This window comes from Cupriavidus mimosae (assembly GCF_023952485.1).
GTDB classification, from domain to species: domain Bacteria; phylum Pseudomonadota; class Gammaproteobacteria; order Burkholderiales; family Burkholderiaceae; genus Cupriavidus; species Cupriavidus taiwanensis_C.
Map to the genome: position 1 here is coordinate 21,510 of NZ_JALHRY010000022.1, position 16,107 is coordinate 37,616.

Sequence of the window (16,107 nt, forward strand, 5' to 3'; positions counted from 1 at the left end):
TTTCACACACGGAGCGATGCCGGAATCACCTCATGTCAATGGCCTTTTGACTTGTTTGTCTTTTCGTCCTATATTTCGCTTCATATCCTATTTTTTGCTTGCACCAAACAATGAACCAGCAAACAAGGCGTCGGGATGGCGCGGCCCAGGCCGAGGCGATACGGAAAAGATCACCAGCCTCCAGGCCGGACTCACACACGCGGCGACGGCTGCTCGGCCTTGCGGCAGCGGCGGGCGCGGCATCGCTGGCGGTTGCCGTCGCACCGCATGCCGCCAACGCCGCGCCACTGCGCCCGGGTGCCGCACGCGCGCAGCGCGACGTGCTGGACGTCGCCATCCTCGGCGCCGGCCTGGCCGGACTGACCGCCGCGCGCGACCTGCACCGCGCCGGCTGCCAGTCCTTCGTGGTGCTGGAGGCGCGCAACCGCGTCGGCGGCCGCACCTATAACCACGACCTCGGCAACAGCGTGGTCTCCGAAGCGGGCGGCCAGTGGATCGGCCCCGGCCAGACCGCCATTGCCGACCTGGCGCGCGAGCTTGGCGTCGAGACCTTCGGCACCTACTACGCGGGCAAGACCGTGTTCCTTGCCGACAACATCCGCGTGACCCAGGACCTGCATGGGGGCATCGGTGCCCAGGGACAGGTTGCCGCCAGGCTCAGCGAGATGGCGCGCGGCGTGCCCAGCGGCGCGCCATGGAAGGCGTCGAAAGCGGCGGAATACGACAAGCTGACGCTTGGCGACTGGCTGGCGCGACAAGGCCTGAGCAACGAAGAGAAATTCTCCTTCGGCATGGCCGCCACGCTTTCGCTCGGCGCGCCACCCGCACAACTCGGGCTGTTGCACTACCTGTCGGTGATTAACAGCGCGAACAGTGACTACGACACGCTCGAGAAGATCAAGGACGGCGCGCAGGAAACACGCTTCGTAGGCGGCTCGCAGGAGCTCAGCATCCGGATGGCGCAGGAACTCGGCGACAAGGTCCGGCTGTCCTCCCCGGTGCGCAGGATCGTCGGCTGGGACCGCGACATCGTCGAACTGCACACCGACCACGGCGTGGTGCGGGCCCGTCACGTGATTGCCGCGCTGAACCCGGCGCTGTGCCAGCAGATTGTGTTCGATCCCCCGCTGCCCCCCGGCCGGGCGGAGTTGCACCGGGCCTGGCCTGCCCATGCGCCCATGCGCAAGGCGGCACATGTCTACTCACGGCCGTTCTGGCGGGACAAGGGCTTCAACGGCCAGGTGGTGCCGCTCGACGGCCCGCTGATCTGGTCGGTCGACAACTCGCCGCCGGACGGCTCGGTCGGCGTGCTCAGCGCCTTCGTCAAGCCCGGCTACCTGCCGGCCGAGCCGAAAGCCGCCGAGCCCATCCTGTCCGCCATCTATGCCAGGGCATTCGGAGACCAGGCGCTGAAGCCCACGCAATACCACGACCTTGACTGGGGCAAGGTCGACCCGTGGTCGATGAGCTGCATCAACCCGATGCCCGCCGGCTTTTGGACCAAGCTGGGCAAGCACCTGCATCCGCCACTGGGCCGGCTGATCTGGTCGGGGACCGAGACCGCCGACATCTGGGCCGGCGCCATGGACGGCGCCGTGCGCTCGGGGCACCGTGCCGCCCTGCAGGCACTCGGCGCGCTGCATGGGCCGCTGCACTCCAATGTCTCGGAGGCATAAATGAAGATGAAGCGCATGATGTTCGCGACTGCTGCGGTAGTGGCGGCAGCGGCCGCATTCCTCGTTCCCGACCTGGTGGACTACCACCGGTTCGGCACGGCACTGGACAGCCAGGCCCAGGCAAGCCAGGCCGATGGCGGCCCCTGGCCGCAGTTCGCCGAGACCTGCTTCGCCTGCCACGGCCCGCACGGGCAATCCCGGAACGCGGAGTACCCCGCCCTGGCCGGGCAGCCGGCAGCGTATCTTGCGGCGCAGTTGCGCGCGTTCGCCAGCGGGCAGCGCGACAACCCGACCATGGGACCGCTTGCCAGGAACCTGACGGACGAGCAGATCCGGTCACTGGCAGCCTACTATGCCAGGCAGGCGTCTGCCGCCAGGCCGGATGCGATGGAGAGCGCCGCGCTCGAGGCGCGCGGCAAGGCGCTGGTCCAGGCGCGCAGCTGCCAGGCCTGCCATGGGGAAGCATTGACGGGCAAGGAGCTGGCGCCGCGCCTCGCCGGCCAGGGAGAGCATTACCTCGCGCACCAGCTTGCGGCGTTCAAGAGCGGCAAGCGCCATGACGCGACCGGCGCGATGGACGCCATTGCCGCCACCTTGCCGGACGAAGACATCCCGGCCGTGGCCCGCTATCTGGCCAGGATGTAGTGCCATCCCGCCTCGGTTGAGCTGGTGGAAGTGGTGCACTATCGACTTGCGAGCTGACCCGCGGCTTCACCGCGCATGCCGGTTTGCACCGGCATTGGCCGCGCGTATCCTTTCCCTGAGACGCGGATTCCGGCCGGCCTGCCATGCCGCTTGCACACAGGCGCCTGACCGCCGCTGCGGGGCCAGATCATGCGCAGGCAGACTCACGACGGAGCGGGAAAGTATCGCCCTTCCGCCCTCGACTTCAGGCAGCTCGAGCCGCACTTCAGGCTGCTCGCCGACGGCATTCCTCACATGATCATGACCGGCGACGCGCATGGCCATATCGATTACTGCAACCGACGCTGGACTAGCTACACCGGCCTCAGTCTTGAGCAAACTCAGGCCGGCGACTGGAAATCGGCCGTCCACCCCGAGGACTTCGCACGCAATATCGGCCACTGGGCAGACGCTGTGGCGAAAGGCTGCGAATACGAAATCGAATATCGCCTGAAACGGGCATCCGATGGCGCCTACCGGTGGCACCTCGAGCGCGGCTCACCATTGAAGGATGCCGACGGCAAGATCGTGAAGTGGCTGGCATCCAGCACCGACATCGAAGCACTGAAGCAGGCCCAGGCCTCCGCTGAAAGCGCCAACCATGCGAAGTCGGAGTTCCTGTCGAGCATGAGCCACGAGTTGCGCAATCCGCTGAACGCCATCCTTGGCTTCGCGCAGCTGTTGGCGTCGGAGTCTCCGCCTCCGACTGCGTCGCAGCAGGCCAGCATCGAACAGATCCTGAAAGCGGGCTGGCACTTGCTCGAGCTCATCAACGAAGTCCTTGACCTGGCCAGGATAGAGGCCGGTCAGGCGTCGCTGTCCCCCGAGCCGGTATCGGTCGTCGACACCTTGCACGAGTGTCAGGCAATGCTCGAGCAGCAGGCACTGAAACGCGCGGTCCGCATGCGGTTTCCCGCCGTCGAACCACCCTGCTTCGTTCGTGCCGACCGGACCCGGCTGAAGCAGATCCTCCTCAACCTGCTGTCCAATGCCATCAAGTACAACCGGGAGCAAGGCTCAGTCGAGGTGCAGGTGACGACGGCGGAACATCGCGTCAGCGTCAGCGTCCGTGACACGGGCGCAGGCCTGACACCGGAACGGCTCGAACAACTATTTCAGCCGTTCAATCGACTGGGACATGAGGCGGGACCCGTGGAAGGCACAGGCATCGGCCTGGTGGTGGCCAGGCGGTTGGCCGAACTGATGGGAGGAACCATCGACGTCGAAAGCACGCCTGGCGTGGGCAGCGTGTTCCGGATGGAACTGCCCGCTGCCGCCCCGCCGGCAATGGCTGGCGAACACGCGGAGACCGCCGCACCCGCCTGGTCGTCCACCGCGGCCCCGTCCACGATGCACACCCTGCTTTACGTGGAAGACAATCCGGCCAACCTCAAGCTGCTTGAGCAACTTGTCGCGCGCCGCGCGGATGTGCATTTGTTGTCCGCGGCCACGGGGACACTCGGCGTCGAGCTCGCTCGCACTGTCCTGCCCGAGGTTATCGTGATGGATATCCATCTGCCCGACATCAACGGCATCGAAGCACTGCGACGTCTGCGCGACGACCCGACAACGATGAATATCCCGGTTATCGCCCTCAGCGCCAACGCGATGCCGCGCGACATCGAACGGGGCATGAAGGCCGGATTCTTCCGGTACCTGACCAAGCCGATCCGGATCCAGGAGTTCATGGACGCATTGAACGCCGCGCTGGAACGGCCGGGAACAGACCTGCCATGATCAACGCGGAGAACATCCTGGCAGCAAGAATCCTCGTCGTTGACGATCTGGAGGCGAACGTCCTGCTGCTCAAGGGGATGCTGCATGGGGCGGGCTACACCTGTATAGAGTCAACCACCGATCCACGCACGGTCGGCGAGCTTCACGGCAGGAATCACTATGACCTGATCGTGCTGGATCTCCAGATGCCTGGCATGGACGGGTTCGCGGTCATGGAACACCTCAAGGCGGTCCAGCCGGACAGCTACCTTCCGGTAATCGTCATCACCGCCCAGCCCGATCACAAGGTGCGCGCACTGCGGGCCGGTGCCAAAGACTTCGTCAGCAAGCCGTTCGATCTCGGCGAGGTGCTGATGCGGGTGCGAAACATGCTGGAAGTGCGCCTGCTGCACAGCGAGTCCTTGCAATACGGCAAGGAACTCGAGCGCAAGGTATGTGAGCTGGAAGCGAGCAGGGAAACGATCGTTCACCAAAGCGATGAACTCAGGCAGCTCTACGAGAAGCTTGTTCGCGAGCAACAGGTCACCGAACGGCTGCTCCTCAACGTACTGCCGTCGCCCATTGCCGAACGATTGAAGCAGCGATCCGGTCTCATCGCCGCTGGCCCACCGGAAATCATCGCCGACAGGTTCGACGAAGTCTCGGTGCTGTTTGCCGACCTCGTCCAGTTCACCCGCTTCTCTCCCGCCCGGAGCCCCGAAGGACTGGTGGCCGTACTCAACGAGATTTTCGCTGAGTTTGACGATATCGCCGAAAACCGCGGGCTGGAGAAAATCAAGACGATCGGCGACGCCTATATGGCAGCGGCCGGCCTGCCCGTCCCTGCTGCCGACCACGCAGCCCGGGCCGCTCATATGGCACTGGACATGATGGATTTCCTGGCCCGCTTTAACGGGCAAAGCGGCTTCGGCTTGCAACTGCGGATTGGCATCCACAGCGGCACGGTCGTTGCCGGGGTGATCGGCCGACGAAAGTTCATCTATGACTTGTGGGGCGAAGCCGTCAATATTGCCAGCCGGATGGAGTCCCACGGTATGGCCGGCCGTGTTCAGATAAGCGATGCCACCCGGCAACGGCTTGGGAATCCCTTTCTGCTGGAAGCGCGCGGGCCGATCAACGCGAAGGGCATCGGCGAACTACGGACGTGGTTTGTCGCGGGTCGAACTACTGACGCCTTGCGGTACGACTGACGGGGGTGTGAAGCAAGCTCGCAGTCGGCATGCGCTTGGACCTCCTTCCTTACCGCCGAACATTGCCGGCGACTCCCGCCTTTCCATTCTCTGTCTCATCCGCAACCAGGTTGCGGTCGGCGACCAGCCTGCTCCAGCGTGCCAGCTCCTGTCGGATAAATGCCTGGAAGTCTGCAGGGCCCGCGTGCACGACCTTGAAACCGTAACCTGAAAGTACCTCGTTCTTCGTCAAATCGGAAAGGACATGCCTCACCGCCAGATCGAGTTTCTCGATTCTCTCGCGCGCGGTGCCCCTGGGGGCCAGAACGCCATACCACCCGGTGACCAGCATGTTCCGCAACCCGGCCTCCGCAAAGGTGGGCGTCTCGGGCGCGATCGGCAGACGCGTGTCGTTCGCAATCGCCAGTGCCCGTAACTTCCCGGATTTGACGTACCGGAGACTATCGGCGCCCGCGAACACCGCGTCCACGTCACCGCTGATCGCTGCCGTGACCGCCTGGACGCCGCCGTGGTAAGGCACATGGGTCACTTGAATCGCGGCGGATTGCGAGAGCAATTCGATGGCGAGATGGCTGGTATTTCCGTATCCGGACGAAGCCAGGGTCACCGGGCGGGACTTCGCGCGCACGATCAGGTCGGACACAGAAGTGATTTCCGAAGTGGCGCCCACATACAGGACCAATGGTTGCTTTGCCAGCAGGGAAACCGGCTGGAAATCACTGACGGGGTCGTAGCCGGCCGACCGGCTCACGAGTGGCCCGATCGCGTAGGCAGCCAGGGCGAGCACGAGGGTATAGCCATCGTTCCTGGCGCGTTGTACGTGGCGCAAGGCGATCTGTCCGCCAGCGCCTGGCTTGTATTGAAGCACCACAGGCACGCCCAGCGCGGTCTGCAGTCCGTCACCGAGCGGGCGCGCCATCAGATCCGCCGGCCCTCCCGGCGGATAAGGCACGACGATCGTGATGGGTTGATCCGGGTAGGCGGCCCACGCTGGCTGAACCGACGCGATCGTTCCTGCCACCACCAACCATCCGCCGGATCGCATTATTGCTGCGAGTCTTTGCACAATCAAAAAAGGTGAAAAATCAAGCCATTGTCGCAAGGCGAGGGGGCCGGCATGTATTTAAGGATTTACTGGGCTGATCACGGCAGGCTGACACGCGATCAGTCCAACACCGCAGGCGCATCCACGGCTGTCGATTATGTGTCGACATGGGCGATTTGGTAAGATGCGGCCTCCCGGCTGCGCCTGCAAGCTAGCCGTTTTTTTGCACATTGGTCTCGATAACGGTGCTTTCCATGTTTTTCCCGCAGGCGGGAGTACGCTTAGGCTTTGATTCCACATGGGAGGCTGGCGACCGGCTGTTCGGCCGCGGCTGGCTGATGCAGGACGATGGTTGCAAGGTGTCCGTGCTCGGTGTCTGGCCTGCCAACGATCCCTCCGCCGCGGCCGCGCTTGACCGGCTCGGTCACGAATATGCGCTTCGTGACACCATCGATGCGACCTGGGCCGCCCGCCCGCTAAGGCTGCTGCGCGAGCGCGATACGGCAATGCTGCTGCTCGACGATCCCGGCGGTGAGCCACTCGCCCACCTGGTGGGTGGGCCGATGGACCCAGCGATGTTTCTCGACATTGCCGTGGCGGTAACCATGGCTGTCAGCCATCTCCATCAGCGCGGCCTGATCCACAAGGATTTGAAGCCCGCCCATGTTCTGGTGGCGCCGGACCGGCGCCGGGTCTGGCTGACGGGCTTCGGCATCGCGTCGCGAGGGCCGCGCGGCGCCCAGGCATGTGCGGACATCAGTGACATCTCCGGTACGTTGCCCTATATGTCGCCAGAACAGACGGGCCGGATGAATCGCGCCATCGACGCACGCAGCGACCTGTATGCCTTAGGTGTTACCTTCTACCAGATGCTGACTGGTGTGCTGCCCTTCGTCGCCAGTGAACCCCTGGACTGGGTCCACGCACACCTGGCGCGCTCGCCGTGGCCGCCGGCCGAGCGCAACCCAGCCGTGCCTGCAATGCTTTCGGCGCTTGTCATGAAGCTCCTGGCGAAGGCTCCCGAGGAACGCTACCAGACGGCCGCAGGCCTGGTGCGCGACCTGCAGCACTGCCGCCGGGCGTTGTCGGCGCAGGGGCAGATTGCAGCGTTCGAACTGGGGCAGCGCGACCTTTCAGAGGCCTGGGCCATCCCCGACCGCCTCTATGGTCGCGAGCAAGCCATGGCTACGCTGGTGGAAGCGTACGAGCGCGTGGCCTCCACCGGGCGCAGCGAAATCGTGATGGTTTCCGGCCATTCTGGGGTAGGCAAGACGTCGCTCATGCGGTCGTTCGCGCGCGCGGTTGCCGGGCGCGGCGGGATCCATGCCGCCGGCAAGGCCGACGCGCCGGCTGACTTGGCGGCCGAGGCGCCCGTCGATGCGGGCGTACGGCTGCCCTATGCAACGCTCGCGCGAGCGCTCAGTGGCCTGTTGCGCATTGGACTGGCAGATCACGCGGCCGGCATGGCTTCCTGGCGCACCGTCATCGCGCAGGCGCTGGGGCCGAACGCCGGTGCGCTTGTGCCCTTGCTGCCCGAACTGAAGACGCTGCTCGGTCCGGTACCGTGGATGGGGGAAACGCCATCGCGCGAAACCGGGCCGCAAGTGCGGCTTGCGCTGCGCAACCTCGTGGCCGCCCTTGCGCGAAGCGCGCGGCCGCTGACGCTGTGCCTCGACGACATCCAGTGGCTCGACGACGAAAGTGTCACGCTGCTGCACCAGATGCTGACTGATGCGGGCACGGCAGACCTGCTGGTGGTCTGCACCTGTCGCAGCCACGAAGTCGCAGACGACCAGAGCGCGATCCACGGTGTCGATGCGTTACGCGCGGACGGCGCCGCCGTGGTCCATGTCGAGCTGGGTTGTCTCGGCGAATCCGAACTGCGGCAGCTCGTCGCCGACGCGCTCCATTGCAATACCGACTCGAGTGCGCCGCTTGCGCGACTGGTGATGGAGAAGACGGCAGGCAATGCGTTCTTCGCCACGCAGTTCATCAGCGAGCTGTTCCACGAGGGGCTGCTGCACTTCGACCACGGCGCGGCACGCTGGACCTGGGACCTCGACCAGCTCGCAGCCAAGGCGCTGACTGACAACGTGGTAGCGCTGATGGTGGGACGGATCGACCGGCTGGCGGCCAGTACGCGATCGGCACTGGCCCTGCTTGCCTGCCTTGGCAACGACACCACGGTCGACACGCTGGCGCGCGGGTGGAGCGGCGACGCCCGCGAACTGGAGCCCGCGGTCCAGGAAGCCGTGCGCGCGGGGCTGGTCTCGTGCAGGGAGAACGTGCTGCGCTTCTCCCACGACCGAGTCCTCGAAGCGGCCTATTCGCGCATCGCCGAGCCAACGCGGCAGGCGTTCCATTTGCGTGTCGGCCGGCTGCTGCTCGAGCGCACGCCGTCCGACGAGATCGAAGCGAACGTCTTTACCATCGTCGGACAGCTGAACCGCGCGACCGAGAACATCGAGGTACAGGAAGAGCGCGACCGGCTTGCAGAACTCAACCTGGCTGCCGCGCTGCGCGCCAAGTCCGCATGCGCCAACACCGCGGCGCTGCACTATCTGTCGATCGGACTCGCGCTGCTTGGCGATCACGGCTTCGCGCGGCACCAGGCCCTCGCCTTCGCCTTGACGCTGCACATGGCCGAATGCGAGTTTCTCACCGGGGATGCGGCGCGCGCCGAGCATCGGCTGGAGTCACTGGCCGCGCGGACCTCGTCGATCACCGCGCTGGCAGTTCTCACGCAACTCCAGCTGGGCCTGCTGATGACCGGCGGGCGCCGTGCCGAAGCGGTCACGGTCGGGCTTGCCTACCTGCAGCGTGCCGGAGTGGAATGGGCATCGCATCCGACTGCAACGGCATTGGCGCACGAGGAGGCGCTGTTCGCCCGCCACCTCGGCGAGCGCGAAATCGCCGAACTGGCTGCGCTGCCCCCGATGACGGACCCCGGTGCGCTCGCGACGATGCGCGTGCTGATTGCGCTGGTGCAGCCGGCCTGGTACACCGACGATCAGTTGCGCAGGCTTGTGCTGCTACGCATGGTCAACCTGAGCCTGTCGCATGGCAACAGCGACGAATCGGCCCTGGCCTATGCATGGATGGCCATGCTGCACGTGGCCGCCTCCACCGATGAGCCGGCCGGCGTCGCATTCGAGCGGCTGTCGATAGAGGTTGCGGAACGGCGGGGCATCGATCGGATACGCGCACGCGTATATCAAGTCGTCGGCGGGAATCTGCTGCACTGGTCCAAGCCGCTGCGCGTCGCGCGCGGCCTGCTGCGCCAGGCGCTGGCATTGACGCAGCAGATCGGCGACCTCACCTATGCCGCCTACATCCGCAGCAACCTGATGACGCACGGGCTGGCGATCGGTGATCCGCTCGCCAGCGTGCAACGCGATGCCGACTCGGGCAGCGTGTTTGCCTGGGGGCCGCGCTTCACGTTGGTGGCGGACCGCCTTGCGCCTCAGCGCCAGCTCGTGCGTACGCTGCGCGGGGTGACGCCGGTGTTCGGGCGCTTCGACGCCAAGGATTTCAGCGAAGCCGCGTTCGAAGCCCGCTTGCGCGGTGACGTGGGCCTGCTGCTGGTGTCATGCTGGTACTGGATCCGCAAGCTTCAGGCTCGCTATCTGGCTGGCGCCGCGGCCGAGGCACTGGATGCGGCCGAGCAGGCACGCCCGCTTCTGTGGACCTCGCCGGCCTACTTCGAGCAGGCCGAGTATCATTTTTACGCGGCGCTGGCACGCGCGGCGTGCTGCAATCCGGCCGTCGAGGGTGAACTCGCAGCGCATCTTCCCGACCTGGCGGGGCACCATTGGCAGTTGGCGCAATGGGCACGGCGCTGTCCGGCGACGTTTGCGCACCGGGCCACGCTGGTCCAGGCGGAGATTGCCCGGCTCGAAGGACGCGACATCGACGCGATGCGCGGGTACGAGTCGGCTATCGCCTCGGCCCGCGAAAGCGACCTGATCCACATTCAGGCGCTGGCAAACGAACTGGCGGCGCGCTTTTATCTGGATCGCCGGCTCGATAACGTGGCGATGGTGTACTTGCGCCAGGCGCGTCACGGTTACATGCGCTGGGGTGCAGACGCCAAGGTCTGGCAGCTCGATATGCAATATCCCGCGCTGGCGGTCGATGCGGGAGCCGCCCTTGCCTCAACCCCGTCGATGGGTACGATTGGCGCGCCGCTCCAGCATCTGGACCTGGCCACGGTCATCGCGATCTCGGAGGCGATTTCCGGCGAGACCGGGCTGGAACGGCTGCTGGCGACGCTGATCCGGACCGCTATCGAGCAGGCCGGCGCGACGCGGGGGCTGCTCATCTTACCCGAAGGCGTCGAACATCACGTTGCAGCCGAGGCTGCCGTGCGGGAGGAAACGGTCATGGTGACATTGTCCGTGCGACCGCTCGATGCAGCCGATATGCCGTTGGCGATGATCGAGCACGTGCTGGATTCTCGCGAGCACGTGGTCATGAACGATGGATCCGCCAGCGGGGCCTTTTCCGCCGACCCCTTTGTTCGCCAGCGCCGGGCACGTTCGATGCTGTGCCTGCCGCTGCTGAATCAAGGCAGGCTGATCGGAGTACTTTATCTTGAAAACGCACTTGCGCCAGGTGTGTTCGTTCCGGCACGGATCGAGGTGATCAAGCTGCTGGCGTTCCAGGCGGCCAGTGCCATTGAGAACAGCCGGCTTTCCGAGCACCGCCGGCGCGCAGATGAATCCCTGCGTCAGGCCCATGCAGAGTTGGCGCACGCAAGCCGCGTCACGACACTCAACGCGCTGACAGCGTCAATCGCCCATGAGGTGAGCCAGCCAATCGCGGCATTGACCATCGAGGCACGCGCCGCGCTACGGTGGCTCAAGCGCAAGCAACCGGACGTCGAGCAGGCGGTCGCAGCCCTGGACGCCATTGTCGAGCAAGGAGAACGCGCTGGCAGCGTTATCGCTGGCATGCGCGCGATGCTGCGCAAGGCCGGGCCGCAAGCGCAGCGCATCAATCTCAACGAGATGATCGCCGAGACGCTGCCGCTCTTTGCCGGCGAACTGGATCGCACCCAAGTCATTCTGAAAACGGAACTGCTGCCCGCGCTACCCCTGGTGTGGGCTGACAAGATCCAGCTGCAGCAAGTGTTGCTGAATCTGGTGATCAATGCGGTCGAGGCAATGCGCGAGATCCTCGAGCATTCACGCGAACTCACTGTACGCACCGCAGTCAGCCCAGCGCGTGAGGTAGTGGTCACGGTGCACGACGTGGGTGTCGGCCTGCCTGGCGATACGGAGCAGGTGTTCCAGCCCTTCTACACGACCAAAGCCGAAGGCCTGGGCATGGGCCTGTCGATCTGTCGCGCCATCCTCGAAGCGCATGGCGGGCGCCTGCACGCGTGGCCGAACCGGCCACGGGGCGCCGTATTCGAGTTCACATTACAAGCCACTGAAACTGCGCCCGAAGGAAACTGCGGCGCTCCGTCGTAATGGAAGAGAGCGGGTGTGCGCAAGCTGATTTGCATTGGCCACCCTCGCCAGCGCCGTCCTATACTCCGCATCACACCCTTCACCCAAACCCAAACCATGGATTACACCCCCGGCATCAGCCACCTCGCCAGCCTGCTCGCCGACCCCGGCCGGGCTGCCATGCTATGGGCGCTGATGGACGGCAGCGCCCGGCCCGCCGGCGAGCTGGCCTTGATCGCCGGCCTGTCGGCGTCTTCCACCAGCGGGCACCTGGCGCGCTTGTCCGAAGGCGGCCTGCTGGTGGCGGAGACGCGCGGGCGCAATCGCTATTACCGGCTGGCGGCGCCGGAGATCGGCGTGGCGATCGAGGCGCTGGCGTCGGCGTCGCTGGCGAGCCAGCCGCCGCGGCTGCGCGCGGTGCCGGTGTCGCGCACGGCGCCGCCGGCGCTGCGCCAGGCGCGCACCTGCTATGACCACCTGGCGGGCGAGCTGGCGGTGGGCCTGTTCGAGCGCATGACGCAGTCGCGCTGGCTGATGCTGGAGGGGGCGCGCGTCGAGCTCAGCGGCGATGGCGCGCAGGCGCTGGCACGGCTGGGCGTGGACGTGGATGCGGCGCGCCGCAAGCGGCGGCAGTTTGCCTGCACCTGTCCGGACTGGAGCGAGCGCAAGCCGCACCTGGGCGGCGCGCTCGGCGCGGCGCTGCTGGGCAGCCTGCTGGCCCGCGGCTGGATCGAGCCCACGCGCACCTCGCGCGCGCTGCGCGTGACACCGGCGGGCCAACGCGAGATCATCCGCATCGCGGCCTAGCGCGCCGCGGCAACAGGAGAAAAAAGATGGCCACACCGCTGGACGACGACACGCAGGACGCGATCGCGCGTTTGTTCGCCCTGATCAACCTTGGCGACAGCGCCCAGACCTCGGCCCAGATGGCGATATTCGAGGATGCCTTGCTCGATGCCGAGGACGACGACACCGACGGGCCGGAACTGCTGTGGGTAATCCGCGAGGTCATCGACTGGCAGTCCGGCTTCTTTGTCGACTGGAAGGACGCGCAGTCCTTTATCGGCTGCCTGACCCAGCTGTGCGAGCGCATGGACCTGGAGCTCGACTGGGGCACCGACGACCCCGAGGACGAGGCCTTCCTGGAGAGCACCAGCGTGCCGGAACTGATGGAGCTGGCGCACAACCAGCTGCGCGTGGCGGGCTATACGCTCTGGAACTGGGATACCGGCGGCGACGCCTACGCCGGCTGGATCACGCGCAGCGAGGATGACGAAGAGATGCTGGACCTGGCCGAGATCCTGCGCTTCGAGGTGCGGCCGGCGGACCAGCCTTATTGAACACCGGCCGGCGCGCTTGCCGGCCCCGCACCGGCCGCGCTGCGCGCCTAGTCGAACAGGATCACCGAGCGCGCCAGTTCGCCGCGGCGCAGTTCGTCGAAGGCGTCGTTGATGCGTTCCAGCGGCAGCCGCTGCGCGATCAGGTCGTCCAGGTGCAGGCGGCCGGCCATGTAGAAATCAACCATGCGCGGCATGTCCACCGGGAAGCGGTTGGAGCCCATCAGCGAGCCCTGGATGCGCTTCTCGCCGAGGAAATCGCTGCCCTTCAGCTCGATCTTGACCCCCGGCGCAATCATGCCGATGACCGTGGCGGTGCCGCCGCGGCGCAGCATGGCAAAGGCCTGCTCGGTGGTCTCCTTCAGGCCGATGGCCTCGAAGGCATGGTGCACGCCGCCGCCGGTGAGGGCGCGCACCGCGTCCGGCACATTGCCCTCGCTGGCGTCGATCACGTCGGTGGCGCCGAACTTGCGGGCCAGCTCCAGCTTGCCGGGCATGCGGTCGATGGCGATGATGCGGCCCGCGCCGGCGATGGCGGCGCTGTTGACCGTGGCCAGCCCGATGCCGCCGCAGCCGATCACGGCGACGGACTCGCCCGGCTGCACCTTCGCGGTATGGATCACGGCGCCCATGCCGGTGGTCACCGCGCAGCCGATCAGCGCGGCGCGGTCCAGCGGCATGTCGCGCCGGATCGCCACCAGCGCATGCTCATGGATCAGCATCTGCTCGGCGAAGGCCGACAGGTTCAGGAACTGGTGCATGGCGTTGCCATGGGCGGCCCGCAGCCGCGGTTCCTCCTCTTCGCGGCGTCGGGTATCAGGCTCGGTGCATAGCGACAGATGGCCGGTCAGGCAATGCTCGCAATGGCCGCAGTAGGCCGACAGGCAGGTGATCACGTGGTCGCCGGGCTTGACCGTGCGGACTTCAGAGCCGACCTGCTCGACCACGCCCGCGGCCTCGTGGCCAGGGATGGTGGGAACGGGGTGCGGGTAGGCGCCGTCCACGAAATGCAGGTCGGAGTGGCACACGCCGACGGCGGCGGTACGCACCAGCACTTCGCGCGGTCCGGGCTTGCCGATGGCCACGTCTTCGATCACCAGCGGCGTCCTGGGTTGATGCAGCACTGCAGCTTTCATGGAATTCCTCCGGAGGGGAGCTACGGTGCCGGAAAAAATACCCCCAAACCGGGGTTCAGGAAAGCGGTGGGCCACTGGCGGGGCCCGCTTTAAAGCTCTTCCTTGATCGGGAGCACACGCAACACGCCGATCCCCAGATGTTGCAGCGGGCCCATGCCGGGCTCGCTGTCGTAGACCACCAGTTGCCCCTTCTCGCGCGTGGTCCAGGTCAGGCGCGGATTGCCGCCGTCGCCATCGGTCTGCAGCCCGATGCGGTACGCCATGTCGAGCAGGCCGTCTTCGGTCGAGCGGATCATGCGCTCGGCCAGCGCCGGACTGTCGAGCACCACGCCCATCTCGGTATTCAGCTTGGCCGAGCGCGGGTCCATGTTGAGCGAACCGATAAAGACCTGGCGCCGGTCGACGATGTAGTTCTTGGCGTGCAGGCTGGCGCGGCTGGACGACAGCCAGGCGCGCGAGCGCGAACCGCGCGCGGCCTTGCCGCGGTTGGCCAGTTCGGCATAGGCGCTGGGCTTGAGCTCGTACAGTTCGATGCCGGCGGCAACCAGCGCCTGGCGGTGCGGTGCGTAGCCGGCGTGCACCGGGCTGACATCGGTGGCCTCGAACGAGTTGGTCAGGATGCGCACGCGGATGCCGCGCCGCGCCAGCGCGATCAGCCAGGCTTCGCCGTCGTCGTCGGGCACGAAATAGGGCGAGATCAGCAGCACCTCCTTCTGCGCGCCGCTGATCATCTTCTCCAGCCGGGCGGTGGCGTGGCCGGGGTCGTCGTGGGTCTGGTGGGTAATCTTGGCCGCCTTGTCGGACACCACCACGGCCTTGCCGTAGTAGCCGGGCATGTGGCCGCTCTCGATCCCCTTGGCCAGGCCCGAATCCAGCAGCTCCTGCACGTAGGGGCTGGCCACGGCCTGGTCGCCGCGCGCCTCCAGCCGCTTGCGCAGGCTGCGCATTTCCACCGGCGCTTCCTTGCCTGCCGGGATCAGCGCCACCACGGGATAGGAAGACGCGTCGTTCCAGTATTCGTCGAACACCGCGGACACCTGCGGTACCGCCGGCCCGGCCACCAGCACGTCGAGGTCGCTGAAATCCATGTCGGTGCGCGCCGAGAAATACGCGTCGCCGACATTGCGCCCGCCCAGCAGCGTGATCTGGTTGTCCACGGTCATCGACTTGTTGTGCATGCGCCGGTCGAGGCGGTTGAAGCCCACGAGCATTTCCAGCCAGCGCACGCTGCGGTTGGCGAACGGATTAAACAGGCGCACTTCGACATTGGGATGCGAGTCGATTGCCGACAGGACCTGGTCGAGTCCGCCGGTATGCAGGTCGTCGAGCAGCATGCGCACGCGCACGCCGCGGTCGGCCGCGTCCAGGATGTCGCCGAGCACGGCCGCGCCGGTGCCGGTGGGCTCGAAGATATAGGTCTGCAGGTCCAGGCTGCGCTGCGCCGCGCGCGCCATCGCCAGCCGCGCGGCGAGCGCGTCGGGACCGGACTGCAGCGGGTAGAACAGCGACTCGCCCGGGCGCTTGTCCAGGCGCGGCGCCAGCACCTTGCCCAGCGGCGTGTCGCTGGTATTGGCCGGGGCGGTCGACGGGGTGCGCTCCGCCTGTGCCGGCAGGCTGGCGCAGCCGCCCAGCACCGCGGTGCCGATCAGGCCGGCCAGCGCGATCGCGGCCAGCCGGGTCGCACGCCGGCACCAGCCGACGCCGGCACGCGCAGCGGCGATCGGCCGCCGGGCGTCGAACGGAACCTCGCTGTGCGTCTGGAACATCCGTCAGTCTCCCTGCGCCGGTGAATGAAGGAACGGGGATGGGCCGGTGGCCGGGTCCTTGCACCGGCCGGCGTGCAGCGCCT

The 16,107-nt window shown here is 66.4% G+C and carries 10 protein-coding genes; 7 read left to right on the plus strand and 3 right to left on the minus strand.

The window, feature by feature from the left end:
* Window positions 1–320: 320 nt before the first annotated feature.
* From MKD50_RS27610 to MKD50_RS27625, 4 genes are all read left to right on the plus strand, one after another.
* Window positions 321–1,676, plus strand: a complete 1,356-nt coding sequence (locus MKD50_RS27610) for a flavin monoamine oxidase family protein (protein WP_371925398.1) — start codon at window positions 321–323, stop codon at window positions 1,674–1,676.
* Between the two features lie 6 nt (window positions 1,677–1,682).
* Window positions 1,683–2,321 carry a c-type cytochrome gene (locus tag MKD50_RS27615; RefSeq protein ID WP_252669586.1) on the plus strand — a complete coding sequence of 213 codons (639 nt, stop codon included), beginning with the start codon at window positions 1,683–1,685 and terminating at the stop codon, window positions 2,319–2,321.
* A gap of 189 nt (window positions 2,322–2,510) precedes the next feature.
* A complete protein-coding gene (locus MKD50_RS27620; RefSeq protein ID WP_115699215.1) occupies window positions 2,511–4,097 on the plus strand; it encodes a hybrid sensor histidine kinase/response regulator in 1,587 nt (528 codons plus the stop codon).
* On the plus strand, window positions 4,094–5,287 hold the full coding sequence (locus MKD50_RS27625; RefSeq protein WP_252669565.1) for an adenylate/guanylate cyclase domain-containing protein: 1,194 nt from the start codon (window positions 4,094–4,096) through the stop codon (window positions 5,285–5,287). The genes MKD50_RS27620 and MKD50_RS27625 overlap by 4 nt, the downstream gene beginning before the upstream one ends.
* A 49-nt stretch (window positions 5,288–5,336) precedes the next feature.
* Here MKD50_RS27625 and MKD50_RS27630 read toward each other — a convergent pair whose 3' ends face one another.
* A complete protein-coding gene (locus tag MKD50_RS27630) occupies window positions 5,337–6,308 on the minus strand; it encodes a Bug family tripartite tricarboxylate transporter substrate binding protein (RefSeq protein WP_240987418.1) in 972 nt (323 codons plus the stop codon).
* A 278-nt stretch (window positions 6,309–6,586) separates the two neighbouring features.
* Here MKD50_RS27630 and MKD50_RS27635 point away from each other — a divergent pair, with 278 nt between their 5' ends.
* The 3 genes from MKD50_RS27635 to MKD50_RS27645 all read left to right on the plus strand — a co-directional run bounded on the left by MKD50_RS27635 (window position 6,587) and on the right by MKD50_RS27645 (window position 13,125).
* Window positions 6,587–11,806, plus strand: a complete 5,220-nt coding sequence (locus tag MKD50_RS27635; RefSeq protein WP_252669567.1) for a trifunctional serine/threonine-protein kinase/ATP-binding protein/sensor histidine kinase — start codon at window positions 6,587–6,589, stop codon at window positions 11,804–11,806.
* Between the two features lie 96 nt (window positions 11,807–11,902).
* On the plus strand, window positions 11,903–12,592 hold the full coding sequence (locus tag MKD50_RS27640) for an ArsR/SmtB family transcription factor (protein WP_115699219.1): 690 nt from the start codon (window positions 11,903–11,905) through the stop codon (window positions 12,590–12,592).
* 26 nt (window positions 12,593–12,618) lie between these two features.
* Window positions 12,619–13,125: a DUF6630 family protein gene (locus MKD50_RS27645; RefSeq protein ID WP_252669570.1), complete on the plus strand. Its 507-nt coding sequence runs from the start codon at window positions 12,619–12,621 to the stop codon at window positions 13,123–13,125.
* A gap of 47 nt (window positions 13,126–13,172) precedes the next feature.
* Here MKD50_RS27645 and MKD50_RS27650 read toward each other — a convergent pair whose 3' ends face one another.
* Both MKD50_RS27650 and MKD50_RS27655 read right to left on the minus strand, forming a co-directional pair.
* A complete protein-coding gene (locus tag MKD50_RS27650) occupies window positions 13,173–14,258 on the minus strand; it encodes a Zn-dependent alcohol dehydrogenase (RefSeq protein ID WP_252669571.1) in 1,086 nt (361 codons plus the stop codon).
* Window positions 14,259–14,347: 89 nt separating this feature from the next.
* Window positions 14,348–16,024 (minus strand): phospholipase D family protein, encoded by a 1,677-nt coding sequence (locus tag MKD50_RS27655; RefSeq protein ID WP_252669572.1) that lies wholly within the window; start codon window positions 16,022–16,024, stop codon window positions 14,348–14,350.
* Window positions 16,025–16,107: the final 83 nt, after the last annotated feature.

Excerpts from the sequence above, each read along its gene's own strand:
- MKD50_RS27615 (WP_252669586.1), top strand. The coding sequence starts at position 1,683 with ATGAAGCGCATGATGTTCGCGACTGCTGCGGTAGTGGCGGCAGCGGCC.
- MKD50_RS27620 (WP_115699215.1), top strand. The coding sequence starts at position 2,511 with ATGCGCAGGCAGACTCACGACGGAGCGGGAAAGTATCGCCCTTCCGCC.
- MKD50_RS27625 (WP_252669565.1), top strand. The coding sequence starts at position 4,094 with ATGATCAACGCGGAGAACATCCTGGCAGCAAGAATCCTCGTCGTTGAC.
- MKD50_RS27635 (WP_252669567.1), top strand. The coding sequence starts at position 6,587 with ATGTTTTTCCCGCAGGCGGGAGTACGCTTAGGCTTTGATTCCACATGG.
- MKD50_RS27640 (WP_115699219.1), top strand. The coding sequence starts at position 11,903 with ATGGATTACACCCCCGGCATCAGCCACCTCGCCAGCCTGCTCGCCGAC.
- MKD50_RS27645 (WP_252669570.1), top strand. The coding sequence starts at position 12,619 with ATGGCCACACCGCTGGACGACGACACGCAGGACGCGATCGCGCGTTTG.
- MKD50_RS27650 (WP_252669571.1), bottom strand. The coding sequence starts at position 14,258 with ATGAAAGCTGCAGTGCTGCATCAACCCAGGACGCCGCTGGTGATCGAA.
- MKD50_RS27655 (WP_252669572.1), bottom strand. The coding sequence starts at position 16,024 with ATGTTCCAGACGCACAGCGAGGTTCCGTTCGACGCCCGGCGGCCGATC.